The 13,590-nt window shown below is 44.3% G+C and carries 12 protein-coding genes; 10 read left to right on the forward strand and 2 right to left on the reverse strand.

Annotated features, from left to right (window positions below; all coding sequences use genetic code 11):
- Positions 1–93: 93 nt before the first annotated feature.
- Both ODU45_RS05135 and ODU45_RS05140 read right to left on the reverse strand, forming a co-directional pair.
- On the reverse strand, positions 94–1,962 hold the full coding sequence (locus ODU45_RS05135; protein ID WP_398580890.1) for a heavy metal translocating P-type ATPase: 1,869 nt from the start codon (positions 1,960–1,962) through the stop codon (positions 94–96).
- Positions 1,963–2,125: 163 nt separating this feature from the next.
- Complete coding sequence (locus ODU45_RS05140; protein ID WP_014636557.1) at positions 2,126–2,581, reverse strand: Fur family transcriptional regulator; 456 nt, start codon at positions 2,579–2,581, stop codon at positions 2,126–2,128.
- A 166-nt stretch (positions 2,582–2,747) separates the two neighbouring features.
- Here ODU45_RS05140 and truA point away from each other — a divergent pair, with 166 nt between their 5' ends.
- From truA to ODU45_RS05190, 10 genes are all read left to right on the forward strand, one after another.
- Positions 2,748–3,497, forward strand: a complete 750-nt coding sequence (gene truA, locus ODU45_RS05145) for a tRNA pseudouridine(38-40) synthase TruA (RefSeq protein WP_024384694.1) — start codon at positions 2,748–2,750, stop codon at positions 3,495–3,497.
- Positions 3,487–4,248 carry a bifunctional hydroxymethylpyrimidine kinase/phosphomethylpyrimidine kinase gene (locus tag ODU45_RS05150; RefSeq protein ID WP_136671856.1) on the forward strand — a complete coding sequence of 254 codons (762 nt, stop codon included), beginning with the start codon at positions 3,487–3,489 and terminating at the stop codon, positions 4,246–4,248. Before truA ends, ODU45_RS05150 begins: the two co-directional genes overlap by 11 nt.
- Complete coding sequence (locus tag ODU45_RS05155) at positions 4,238–4,723, forward strand: ECF transporter S component (RefSeq protein ID WP_105105928.1); 486 nt, start codon at positions 4,238–4,240, stop codon at positions 4,721–4,723. The genes ODU45_RS05150 and ODU45_RS05155 overlap by 11 nt, the downstream gene beginning before the upstream one ends.
- Entirely contained in the window at positions 4,704–5,267 is a 564-nt protein-coding gene (locus ODU45_RS05160; protein WP_205027666.1) for a TIGR01440 family protein, read from the forward strand. The genes ODU45_RS05155 and ODU45_RS05160 overlap by 20 nt, the downstream gene beginning before the upstream one ends.
- A gap of 108 nt (positions 5,268–5,375) precedes the next feature.
- Positions 5,376–5,804 carry an Rrf2 family transcriptional regulator gene (locus ODU45_RS05165; protein WP_205041454.1) on the forward strand — a complete coding sequence of 143 codons (429 nt, stop codon included), beginning with the start codon at positions 5,376–5,378 and terminating at the stop codon, positions 5,802–5,804.
- A 76-nt stretch (positions 5,805–5,880) separates the two neighbouring features.
- The gene (locus ODU45_RS05170; protein WP_398580891.1) at positions 5,881–6,885 is read left to right on the forward strand and encodes an NADP-dependent oxidoreductase; all 1,005 of its coding nucleotides are present in this window, start codon (positions 5,881–5,883) and stop codon (positions 6,883–6,885) included.
- 8 nt (positions 6,886–6,893) lie between these two features.
- Entirely contained in the window at positions 6,894–7,730 is an 837-nt protein-coding gene (locus ODU45_RS05175) for an alpha/beta fold hydrolase (RefSeq protein ID WP_398580892.1), read from the forward strand.
- A gap of 135 nt (positions 7,731–7,865) precedes the next feature.
- Positions 7,866–8,465, forward strand: coding sequence for a DUF1349 domain-containing protein (locus ODU45_RS05180; RefSeq protein ID WP_398580893.1), 600 nt, complete (start codon positions 7,866–7,868; stop codon positions 8,463–8,465).
- Positions 8,466–8,579: 114 nt separating this feature from the next.
- Positions 8,580–9,863, forward strand: a complete 1,284-nt coding sequence (tig, locus tag ODU45_RS05185; protein ID WP_398580894.1) for a trigger factor — start codon at positions 8,580–8,582, stop codon at positions 9,861–9,863.
- 365 nt (positions 9,864–10,228) lie between these two features.
- The coding region (locus ODU45_RS05190) for a MucBP domain-containing protein (RefSeq protein WP_398580895.1) at positions 10,229–13,590 on the forward strand (3,362 nt) is incomplete at its 3' end.

Consider the following 13,590-nt stretch of genomic DNA (forward strand, 5'->3'; position numbering starts at 1 on the left):
TCTTCAAAATTATCATAAAACAATAATTTCTGAAATGCAAGCGTTTTTTTAAAAAAATAAAAGCAAAACCGCCAAGCAACTGGCGGTTTGAAGCTATTTAAAATACAAGAGTCTCAAGCCATTCAAAATCACCAAAATCGTTGATCCTTCGTGGCCCACCACGCCGAGCGGTAGGTTGATAGACTGGAAGAGGTTAGAAATGATAAGAAGGGCAATAACAGACAGGGCAAAGATGATATTTTGCTTGATGATGCTCCGCATTTTCTTCGACAGGCGAATGGAGAAGGGAATCCGTGTCAGGTCTTCCATGAGCACGATGTCGGCAGACTCCATAGCGATATCCGTTCCGCTTCCCATAGCGTAGCTGACGTTGGCTTGGGCCAGGGCAGGAGCATCGTTGATACCGTCGCCCACCATCCCGACAGACGCAAACTCGGTTTGCAATTCTTGGATAACAGCAGCCTTATCCGTCGGCAGACAGTTGGCAATCACACGGTCAATACCGACCTGACTCGCCACATAACGAGCCGTCTTTTCTTGGTCGCCCGTCAGGAGAATTGGCGTCACGCCCATTTCTTTCAACTGAGCAATCAGCTGCTTGCTCTCTGGCTTCAAACTATCTTCCACCATGAAAATCGCCGTCAGCACATCATTTTGGCTGACATAGACCAGGGTTTTCCCAGTGCTTTCCGCTTCATCGATCTGTGCCAGCAAGTCAGCAGACAAGGGACTCACCAAGCTATCCACCACAAAGCCCGCCTTACCGATTTTCCAGCTGTCGCCCTCATAGCCCGCCACCAAGCCTTTTCCGGTCACGTCTTCTAGGCTTTGGAGGTCAATAGCAGAGCTGTCAGCCGTATAGGTCATGAGAGCTTGAGCGATTGGGTGACTCGATTGTTTTTCAACTGCCTGAACAACCTGCTTGATAAGTTTTTCATCGCCAAGATAGGTTGCTCCAACAACTTCAGGTTTGCCAATGGTTAAGGTACCAGTCTTGTCAAAGACGATGGCCTCTAAGTTGGCGATGTTATCCGCAATGTCGCCTCCTTTGATAATCATGCCCTTGCGTGCCGCACGGCTGATGGCAGAAAGTGTCGCCGGTGAAGAAGAAGCCACAAGCGCACATGGAGAAGCAATGGTCAAGAGAATCATGCCACGGTAGAAGGCAGTCAACCAGTCCCAACCCAGAGCAAAATGAGCAAAGAGAATGAAGAGCGGAACCACCACCAAGACAACCTTGACATAGGTATCTTCCATATTTTCAATGAAAGTCGCTGTTTTTGATTTGGATTCTTGGGCGTTTTCAACCATTTGGACGATTTTATCGAAGAGGGCGTCGCCTTTTTCAGCTGTAACTTGAACGGTCACAGTTGGCCCTTGGTTAATGGTTCCGCCGATAACAGCCGCGCCAGCCATTTTCTCCGCAGGGAGTGGCTCGCCTGTAATCATGGATTCGTCAAAGATGGATTGTGGGCTGATGAGGGTCGCATCCAGTGGGACCGTGTCGCCCTTGCGGACTTGTAGGAGGTCGCCGATGCGAATGGCTGCGGTGTCTAAAACAGTGATGTCACCATGTTCCTCGATTTTACGAGCTGTTGGAGGTGTCATATTCATCAGAGCTGCGATAGCATTTTTGCTCTTTTCCATGGCTAACTCTTCCAGAGTAGAAGAAAGGGAGAAGATAAAGATGAGCAGGGCTCCCTCCATCCAGTAGCCGATGAGACCAGAGCCGATAGCAGCCAAAATCATAAGGAGGTCAACAGATAGGTGCTTATCGAAAATGAGCTCAGAAATGCCTTCCTTGGCAGACTGGTAGCCACCGATGACGAAGGCTGAAATGAAGAGGATGGGTGCCCATCCCTGTCCAGTCTGAAGCAGAAGGATACCCATTAGAATGAGCGCCAAGCAGAGAGCGGTTGTGATGATGTGGCTGTGTTGTTTGAGGTTGGATATGAGTGTCATAGTTTGCTGTTTCCTTATTTATAATCGTTATTATTTAATCAAGTTAATTATAACGATTATAAAAAAGAAAGTCAAGTTTTTTGGAATCATTCTAAATAAGATTGTTCTGATAATTCAAAGGGAAATAAAAAAAGCGACAGGAAGCCGCTTTGATATTCGTCTTTTATCCCTGACAATCAGGACAAATGCCGTAGATGGATAGCACCTCTTTTGTAATTTTGTAACCAGTTTGGGTATGAGCTTCCTTCTTCAAGCTCGGGATTTCTACATCCATGAAATCAGTGATTTTTCCACAGACTTCACAAATAACATTGAGGTGCTCGTGCCCCATGAAGTCGTAATAAGTTGTATTATCATTGGTCCGTTTCAATTCAGTCACGAACCCTTCTTCCAATAGAAGTTTGAGGTTGTTGTAAACAGTCGCCAGGCTCATGTTGGGGTAGTTAGGTAGTAGATCTTGATAAATCATCTCAGCACTAGGATGGTCATCGCTTTCGATAATGTAGGCAACGACTGCTTTTCTAGTTTCGGTAATGCGTACACCCTTTTCTTTTAGATGTTGGATGACATGTTCAAAAGCAGTTTGATTTTCTGCATTGAGGTGAGAATGGAGTTCCATAGTTTCCTCCTTTCGTTACTATTTTATAAAAATTCTAAGATACAATATTCAGTTTCATTATAGTGTATTTGGGAGGTTGTGTCAATTTTGAGACAGGAAATCTGTCATAGGACAGTTTGGTGTCTCCTGACTTGTTTACCTACTTTTCCTGTGCTACAATCAAAACATGACAAGATATAAGGCAATTATTTCCTACGACGGACATGATTTTTCTGGTTTTCAGCGCCAGCCCCATGCTCGTACGGTTCAGGAAGAAATCGAAAAAACGTTAGTAAGATTGAATAGTGGCCAGCCAGTGACCGTTCATGGTGCAGGTCGGACAGATGCAGGAGTACATGCCTACGGTCAGGTTATACACTTTGACTTGGCTGGCAGTCGAGATACTGAGAAGCTCCGCTTTGCCCTAGATACCCAAACCCCTGAGGACATTGATGTGGTCCAGGTGGAGCAGGTGGCGGATGATTTTCATTGCCGCTACGCCAAGCACAGCAAGACCTATGAATTCCTGGTGGACATTGGCCGACCCAAGAATCCTATGATGCGCCACTATGCAACCTTCTATCCCTATGATTTGGATTTGAGCTTGATAGAAGAAGCTATTCAGGACCTAGTGGGGACTCATGATTTCACAGGCTTTACAGCATCGGGGACTTCAGTCGAGGACAAGGTGCGGACCATCACGGCGGCGACAATGGAGTACGACCAGCGGCGCCAGTTCTTGATTTTTACCTTTTCAGGTAACGGCTTTTTGTACAAGCAGGTGCGGAATATGGTCGGGACCCTCTTGAAAATTGGTAATGGTCGCATGCCTGTGGGGCAGATTAAGCGGATTTTGGCAGAAAAAGATCGTGGTTTGGCAGGTCCGACTGCGGCGGGAAATGGCCTCTATCTAAAGGAGATTATTTATGAAGACTAAGTATATTTTGGCACTTTCGGGCAATGATATTTTCAGCGGTGGCGGTCTCCATGCAGATCTGACTACCTACACTGTCCATGGCCTGCATGGCTTTGTGGCGGTGACCTGCTTGACAGCTATGACGGAAAAAGGTTTCGAGGTCATTCCGACAGATGCGGCGGTGTTTGCCCAGCAGCTGGCTAGTTTGAAGGATGTGCCCTTTTCAGCTATCAAGATTGGCTTGCTTCCGACGGTGGAAATAGCAGAGCAGGCTTTGGAGTTTATCAAGGCCCATCAGGATATTCCGGTGGTCTTGGATCCGGTCTTGGTCTGCAAGGAAACGCATGATACCGAGGTCAGCCAGCTGAGGGATGAACTCTTGAAATTCCTTCCCTATGTCAGCATCCTCACGCCAAATCTGGCAGAAGCTCAGCTATTGCTCCAAAAAGACATCCAAACGGTGGAAGAGATGGAGCAGGCGGCGGTGGCGCTTTATGACTTGGGTGCCAAGTCGGTGGTCATCAAGGGGGGCAATCGCTTGGGAGGTTCACAGGCTGTCGATGTTTACTATGACGGGAAGGAAGTGGTGGTGCTTAAGTCGCCCCTGCTTTCAGAGAACAATGTGGGAGCAGGCTGTACCTTTGCGTCCAGTATTGCCAGTCAGCTCTTGCTAGGTCAGAACTCTTTGGAGGCAGTCAAATTATCCAAGGACTTTGTCCATGCAGCTATCTTAAAATCAGATCAATATGGGGTGATTCAGTATGAGAAATAAAAAGACGCAAGAACTTGTATTGCTGGCCATTCTAACGGCTTTGACCTTGGCTCTGGCTTTTGTCCACGTACCGACACCGACGGGCTTTGTCACGTTGTTAGATGTTGGTGTTTTCTTTACAGCCTTTTACCTGGGCAAGAAAGAAGGAGCCATTGTCGGCGGACTGTCAGGGCTTCTGATTGATTTCTTGTTGGGCTATCCCCAGTGGGCTTTCTTTAGCTTGCTTTTCCACGGTGCTCAGGGTTATTTTGCAGGATGGACGGGTAAGAAACGTTTGATTGGAGTTGCTCTTGCCAGTCTTTCCATGATTGGTGGCTATTTTGTGGCATCTAGTTTCATGTATAATGTAGCTGACGCTGTTACAAGTCTGATGAGCAATACCCTGCAAAACACAGTTGGTTTGGTACTAGGTTATATCTTGGCTCAGGCAATAGAAAGAATTGGTGCAGTAAATCATGTCATTAAAGGAAATTAAAGACCAAACTAAGCAAGTTGTCGAAGAGATTTTAGAACTCAGCAATCTTCAAAAGGGTCAGATTTTTGTGCTAGGTTTGTCTTCTAGTGAGGTCATTGGTGGGCATATTGGCAAAAATTCCAGTCTGGAAGTTGGAGAAGCCGTTGTCGAAACCATTCTGGAAATTTTGACTCCCAAGGGCATTTACCTAGCTGTCCAAGGCTGTGAACACCTCAATCGTGCCTTGGTAGTGGAGCGGGAATTGGCTATCCAGAAAGATTTGGAAATTGTTAATGTCCTCCCCACCCTTCATGCAGGTGGCTCTGGACAGTTGGCAGCCTTCAAGTATATGAAGGATCCAGTCGAAGTGGAATTTATCACCGCTCAGGCTGGTGTGGACATCGGCGATACGGCGATTGGTATGCACATCAAGCACGTCCAAGTGCCGATTAGACCGAGCTTGCGTGAGATCGGCCAGGCCCATGTCACCGCCCTTGCCAGCCGTCCCAAGCTGATCGGCGGAGCCCGTGCGGCCTATCAAGAAGATCAGATACGGAAAAATTAGTCACTGCCTGTAGGTTGTGATTTTTTTGAAAACAAAATCCTTGCCAAGTGGATTTCTTTTTGCTAAACTTGTTCTTGTGGTTGATACAAGTTCAAAAGGAGGATTTCCATGGATACCAAATTTTCAGTAGCTTTGCATATCTTGACCATGATTAGCGAGAGCAGTGATGTCATGACGTCGCAGGCCTTGGCAACCAGTGTCGGTACCAATGCCAGTTATATCCGCAAGGTCATCGCTCTCTTGAAGAATGCAGGCATCATACAGTCCCAGCAGGGCAAGGCTGGCTATGAGTTGAGCAAGGATCCGGCGGACATCAGCCTCCTGGACATCTACTATGCCACCCAGGAAGTCACGCATATCCAGCTCTTTCAGCAGCACCAACACGCCAATCAATCCTGCCCAGTTGGTCGGCACATTGCAGGAGCTGTCCAGCCAATCTTTGCGACCATTGAGCAGGATTTGCAGGATAGATTATCCCAAGAAAGCTTGGCCCAGGTTATTGCCAACTTGTATCAAAAGGCAAAAAAATCCAACTGACTTTCACAAGTCAGTTTCTATTTAGTACAACTTAGACTTGTATTAGATACAAGTCTACGAATAAAAGGAGTAAACCATGAAAGCAGCACAACACACAACTTATAACAAAAACAATATCGCACTCAACCTAACTGACATTGCTAAACCGAACATCAAACCAGACCAGGTCCTTGTCAAAGTGACAGCGGCAGGTGTCAATCCTCTAGACAACATGATTTCTCGTGGCGAGGTTAAAATGATTGTGCCTTACAAATTGCCACAAACAGCGGGCAATGAGGTCGTTGGTTTGGTCGAGGAAGTCGGATCCAGCGTGACAAATTTTGCAGTTGGTGACCGTGTCTTTGGTCGTCTTCCTCTCGACAATATCGGTGCCTTTGCCGAGTATGTAGCGGTTGAGGCTACAGCCCTTGCCAAAGTTCCTGCCTATCTGACGGATGTGGAAGCGGCGGCTGTTCCCCTGACTGCCTTGACCATTATGCAGGCACTGGACCTCATGGGTGCAGAGGCTGGCAAGACCATTTTCATCTCAGGCGGGACAGGTGGTGTCGGCGGGATGGCCATTCCCATTGCCAAAGCTAAAGGTTTGACCGTTATTACCAACGGAGATGGTGCTAGTGGTGAGCGTGTCTTGGCTTTAGGTGCAGATCGCTTTATTGACTATAAAACAGAAGATTACACTAAAACAGTTAAAAATGTTGACTATGTACTGGACACGCTTGGCGGTGCAGAAACTGAAAAACAAATGTCGATTATGAAAAAAGGTGGTCAGTTGGTTTCCCTCCGTGCCATGCCAAATGGCGAATTTGCCAAACGCATGAACCTGCCAAAATGGAAACAAATCCTGCTTGGCTTGGTTGGTCGCAAGTTTGATAAAATGGCGGAAAGCTACGGAGTACACTACCATTTCATCTTCGTAGAAAGCAATGGGCAACAGCTGCAAGAAGTGGCAGATATTTTCAGCAAGCTAGAAATCAAACCGTCTATCGACACCGTTTATCCATTTGAAGAAGTCAATGCAGCCTTGGACAAGGTAGCCAACGGTCGCTCACGTGGAAAAACTGTCCTCAGTTTTGAAAAATAGGAGAAGTCATGTCTTATATCGATACCAAAAACCAATACATTACTGTCGCTGGCAATCAGATTGCCTATCGTGAACTAGGTAAGGGCAAGTCTAACCTGCCCTTGGTCATGTTGGTCCATTTGGCCGCAACCTTGGATAACTGGGATCCAAAATTGCTAGACTTACTAGCTGAAAAAGAGCACATCATTGTCCTTGATTTGCCTGGCGTCGGTGCCAGTCAAGGCAAGGTAGCTCCTACTATTCCAGGAATGGCAGAGCAGGCTCATGCTATTATCAAGGCCTTGGGGCATACGAAAATTAACCTGCTCGGTCTTTCAATGGGTGGTTTTATTGCCCAAGAAATCGTTCGTCTCGATAGCCAAATGGTTAACCGCTTGATTCTAGCAGGAACAGGTCCTCGTGGCGGTGTTGAAGTCGATAAGGTGACAGGAAAAACCTTCCGCTATATGCTGAAGGCTGGTCTGGAGCGTGTGGATCCAAAACGCTACATTTTCTATAATCATGATGAAACAGGCCGACTGGAAGCTGAAAAAGTTTTGGGGCGTATGGGAGAAAGAAAAGCCGAGTATGCAGACAAGGATATGAAGGTCCCAGGATTTTTGACCCAGTTGAAGGCTATCAAACGTTGGGGGAGAGATCCTCAAGAAGATATGGCCTTTATCACGCAACCAACGCTGATCGTCAACGGTGACAAGGATATGCAAGTTCCGACTGAGAACTCTTATATCATGCATGAGAAAATCAAAAACAGCCAACTGATTATCTATCCAAATGCGGGTCACGGATCTATCTTCCAAAATGCAGAGGTATTTTCAACAGCCTTGATAGACTTTTTGGAGGAATAGTACCCGCTAATCTTGACGATACAAGTCCTGCAAATTCCCCAAAATCACCTCAGCCTGCTCTTAAAAGAGTTGATTGAGTTACTTGTCTTCTTTTTCTTTTGCCTGTATAATGGTCTAAAAATGAAAGGAAATCAAATGAACACAAAGAATTTTTACTGGGTGCGAGAGCCAGAAAACTACCAAATTTCAGATAAGGAAATCAGAATCACAACCCAAGCCCATACGGACTTGTGGCAGAAGACCTATTACCATTTTGTCAATGACAACGCTCCCCTGCTCCTGATGGACACGGAGGAAGAGTATTTTTCCTTCACTGTTAAGACGGATTTTTCCAATAGTCATACCCGCTTTGACCAGTGTGGTGTCGTGGTCTATCAGGATTCGGAAAACTGGATCAAGGGCTCGATTGAATATGAAAATGAGGAGTTTCAGCACTTGGGTAGCGTTGTGACTAATCACGGCTTTTCAGACTGGGCAACTCAGGAGATACCTGCTTCTGTCAAGTCAATCTATTACCGTTTGAGCCGACGGGGTAGCGATTTCTGTATTGAGAACTCTAAAGACGGTATCCATTTTGAGCAGATGCGGATTTGCCACTTACATGAAGGCGGTGGAAAAATCCATTTTGGAATCTATGCCTGCTCGCCAGAAGATTCTTCTTTTGAAGCGGTCTTTTCCGAAATGAGTTTAACAGACTGCAAGTGGCTGGCCCACGACGGACAACAACCAGATTAGAAGATTAGCTTTCAGCTCTGCCATTTCCCGAAAGTCCATTATAAAATCGTTGAAATCCTTGTCATTTGTGGTATAATGAAGAGTATGCAATAAAATTTTAAGGAGAATGACAGAATGTCTGTATCATTTGAAGCAAAAGAAACAAACCGCGGCGTTTTGACTTTCACAATCGGTCAAGATGCAATCAAACCAGAATTGGACCGCGTTTTCAACAAAGTTAAGAAAGATATCAATCTTCCAGGTTTCCGTAAAGGTCACTTGCCACGTGCCGTTTTCAACCAAAAATTTGGTGAAGAAGCACTTTACCAAGATGTAGTAAACGCCCTTTTACCAGCAGCTTATGAAGCAGCAGTTGCTGAAGCTGGTCTTGAAGTCGTTGCACAACCAAAAATCGACGTTGTATCTATGGAAAAAGGTCAAGACTGGACAATCACTGCTGAAGTTGTGACAAAACCTGAAGTAAAATTGGGTGACTACAAAAACTTGGCAGTTTCAGTAGAAGCAACTAAAGAAGTATCTGACGAAGAAGTAGATGCAAAAATCGAAGCTGCACGCAACAACTTGGCTGAATTGGTTATCAAAGAAGGCCCAGCAGCTGAAGGCGACACAGTTGTTATCGACTTTGTAGGTTCAATCGACGGCGTTGAATTTGACGGCGGTAAAGGTGAGAACTTCTCACTTGGACTTGGTTCAGGTCAATTCATCCCAGGTTTCGAAGCACAATTGGTAGGCCACGCAGCTGGTGAAGAAGTAAATGTTGAAGTAACTTTCCCAGAAGACTATCAAGCAGCTGACCTTGCTGGTAAACCAGCCCTCTTCGTGACAAAAATCCACGAAGTAAAAGCAAAAGAAGTTCCAGCTTTGGATGACGAATTGGCAAAAGACATCGACGAAGAAGTAGAAACACTTGATGAGTTGAAAGCTAAGTACCGTAAAGAATTGGAAGTAGCAAAAGAAGTTGCCTTTGACGATGCAGTTGAATCAGCAGCTCTTGAATTGGCTGTAGAAAACGCTGAAATCGTTGAATTGCCAGAAGAAATGATTCACGAAGAAGTTCACCGTGCAATCAATGAATTCTTGGGTGGTATGCAACAACAAGGTATCTCACCAGATATGTACTTCCAAATCACTGGTACAACTCGTGAAGACCTTCATAAACAATACGAAGCAGATGCTGAAAAACGTACTAAGACTAACTTGGTTGTTGAAGCAGTAGCTAAGGCAGAAGGTTTCGAAGCAACTGAAGAAGAAATCAACAAAGAAATCGAAGACTTGGCAGCAACTTACAAGATGGAAGTGGCACAAGTACGTAGCTTGCTTTCACCAGAAATGCTTAAACACGATATCGCTGTGAAGAAAGCTGTCGAAGTGATCACAAGCACTGCAACTGTAAAATAATTATTTGTAAAACTCGACTTTGGTCGGGTTTTTTGTTTAATCATCTTTTTAATGCGATGCGCTGAGATGTTGACACGAACTCTGAGAAGCGAAGCCGGACTTTTTGCCTAACCTTGCTGTAATCGTTTTCTTTTGGTTGTTTTTGCGTTGAGAGGGATTAAGTAATGGTTTGTAATATGTAACATTTGACAAATTTCAATTTTTCAGTTATCGTTAAAAGGTTGTTTTAGTGGAATTTACAATAAAAGTAAGTACAAAAGGGGGATGATGTTCCTGTTTTGAAAAGAACAATTTGAAGAGACTTATGAATATTGCTTTCACGACCAGCGACAAAAAATATCTATATTTATATTAAGGAGAAAATAATGAGACACAATGGAAAAAATCAAATGTTTCCAGATAAGCGTCAACGTTTTTCAATTCGTAAGTTTAAAACAGGAGTAGCATCCGCTGTCTTTGTTGCACTATTCTTGGGTAACATGGCTACAGTTGCTGCTGAGCAGGTTCCGACAAATACAGATTCATCTGCTAAAGAGGTAGTGGAAAGTGATGTTGCTTTGCCAACGGATGAGACATTGGACAAAGTACCAACAACTGATGAAGAAGTAGCACCTATTGAAGAGGGAGTGGATGCCTCGTTAGCCCCACTAGAGAGCGCTGAGGCACCTCAAGAATTTAGAGCAGCTGTAGGAACTGAGCGTTCAGCGGCGACAAATACTAAAGGAGTAGTTGTAAAACCAGGACAAGGTATCACAACAATTAGTGAAATTCCGACAGATGGTTTTACGACAACTGAGCCTGAAGTAAAGTCAATGAACCCTAAGTTTACTGGTACGGTAAACCATAATTCTAAAAATTACACGTTTGCTGTTATTAAAACGGATAAGTTAAATGATCGGACCACAGGCCCTCTTTATGTGGATAAAAGCGGTGAAGTTGTGACGAGCTCATCTGGTGGAGCGGCACTTATCCATCAGATGGCCTTTAGTACAGATAGAGACGGCACGGGAAATGTATATATAGATATGTACGGTGGTGATGGTAAGCTATTAATGACTGATACCCTAGTTCCTGGTCTTCATGTGAATGAACTTAAATACGTTAGCAAAGGAAGGTGGTTATGGTCCAGAGATACTACATACACTATCCAACATAGGGAGGTTATCACAAATAATGGAAATCTTCCAATCGCATCTGTATCTACTTCAGATGCAACAGATGGTTGGTTTGATGAGCTATATACCAACTACGAAAAGGCACTGGGATATACCAACGGTCGTTATATGGGCTATGGCTGGTTCGTTCCTAGATTAATTGACAAGAAGACAGAATATGTTGTCAAAGATTCTAACAAAGTGTTAGCGACTGTGATACAAACAGAAATGTCAGGGTACAAATTTACAACTGCAGCACCAGAAACAATTACAGCAGATGGTGTGACCTATAAGTTGATCAAAGATAGTGGTACCAATACAAGTGGTTTTATCAATCCTCTAGTAAGTAAAGGTGACGCGCTTGCCGTAGGTACTGATAAAGGTTATTTCATCAGATATCTGATGAATGATGATAATGGAAAAGCGATTGACTGGGAACTTTTGGATTCTGACAATAACGTTGCAAAAGATATTAATGGCAAGCCTGCTAAAGGTGTCTTGAGAGATGGGCAAACAGCGAATGTAACAGTTGATGTTGCATCAACTAATACTCGGACAACTTTTTACATTAATAATCCATATTTCCCAGGTGGGAGAACAGTTTACTATTATGAAGTTGTTCCAACTTCGGAAGTTCCTAAAGGTAGTGTCACGGTAAAACACATTACAACAACTGGTGAGGTTCTGAAGGAAGAGACCTCAGTTAAAACTAATGAGCCAGTTGGTACCCCATATGAGACCAAACCAGAAGACAAGATTGTGACGGATAATGGTCGTACCTTCAAGTACAAAGAGGTTGACAAAACTTCTGCGCAACCAAAAGGTGAGGTCAAAGAGGGGACTCAAAAAGTAACCTTCGTCTACGAAGAAGTCAAAGGCAATGTCACAGTAGAGCATGTAACGACAGATGGTAAGGTTCTTAAAGCAGAAACTCCAGTCTTTAGCGAAAACCAATCAACCGGCACAGCTTATGAAACGAAGAATGAAACTGAATTGAAAGACGAAGCGGGTAATGTTTATGTCTTCAAGGAACACAAAGCAGATTCAGCCCCAGTTTCAGGTAAAGTTACTGAGATAGCCCAAAAAGTTGTTTACGTTTACGAGTTGAAACCAGTCACTCCGACTCCAAGCCCAACACCAGACGCGCCAAAAGGGAATGTTACAGTAGAACACATTACAACCACCGGTGAAGTTCTGAAGAAAGAAACCCCAGTCAAGACAGATGAACCAGTTGGTACACCATATGAGACCAAACCAGAAGATAAGATTGTGACAGATAACGGTCGTACGTTTGTTTATAAAGGTCTCAAGGAAGAATCAGCAGATCCAACAGGTGAAGTCAAAGAGGGTACTCAAAAAGTAACCTTCGTTTACGAAGAAGTCAAAGGCAATGTCACAGTCGAGCATGTAACGACAGATGGCAAGGTTCTAAAAGCAGAAACTCCTGTCTTTAACGAAAACCAGTCAACCGGCACAGCTTATGAAACGAAGAATGAAACTGAATTGAAAGACGAAGCAGGCAATGTTTATGTCTTCAAGGAACACAAAGCAGATTCAGCCCCAGTTTCAGGTAAAGTTACTGAGACAGCCCAAAAAGTTGTTTACGTTTACGAGTTGAAACCAGTCACTCCGACTCCAAGCCCAACACCAGACGCACCAAAAGGTAATGTTACAGTAGAACACATTACAACCACCGGTGAAGTTCTGAAGAAAGAAACCCCAGTCAAGACAGATGAACCAGTTGGTACCCCATATGAGACCAAACCAGAAGACAAGATTGTGACGGATAACGGTCGTACCTTCAAGTACAAAGAGGTTGACAAAACTTCTGCGCAACCAAAAGGTGAGGTCAAAGAGGGCACTCAAAAAGTAACCTTTGTTTACGAAGAAGTCAAAGGCAATGTCACAGTCGAGCATGTAACGACAGATGGCAAGGTTCTTAAAGCAGAAACTCCAGTCTTTAGCGAGAACCAGTCAACTGGCACAGCTTATGAAACGAAGAATGAAACTGAATTGAAAGACGAAGCAGGTAATGTTTATGTCTTCAAGGAACACAAAGCAGATTCAGCCCCAGTTTCAGGTAAAGTTACTGAGACAGCACAAAAAGTTGTTTACGTTTATGAGTTGAAACCAGTCACTCCGACTCCAAGCCCAACACCAGACGCACCAAAAGGTAGTGTCACGGTAAAACACGTTACAACAACTGGTGAAGTTCTGAAGAAAGAAACCCCAGTCAAGACAGATGAACCAGTTGGTACACCATATGAGACCAAACCAGAAGATAAGATTGTGACAGATAACGGTCGTACGTTTGTTTATAAAGGTCTCAAGGAAGAATCAGCAGATCCAACAGGTGAAGTCAAAGAGGGTACTCAAAAAGTAACCTTCGTTTACGAAGAAGTCAAAGGCAATGTCACAGTCGAGCATGTAACGACAGATGGCAAGGTTCTAAAAGCAGAAACTCCTGTCTTTAACGAAAACCAGTCAACCGGCACAGCTTATGAAACGAAGAATGAAACTGAATTGAAAGACGAAGCAGGCAATGTTTATGTCTTCAAGGAACACAAAGCAGA

Source organism: Streptococcus sp. 2022WUSS135, from assembly GCF_044427045.1.
GTDB lineage: Bacteria > Bacillota > Bacilli > Lactobacillales > Streptococcaceae > Streptococcus > Streptococcus hashimotonensis.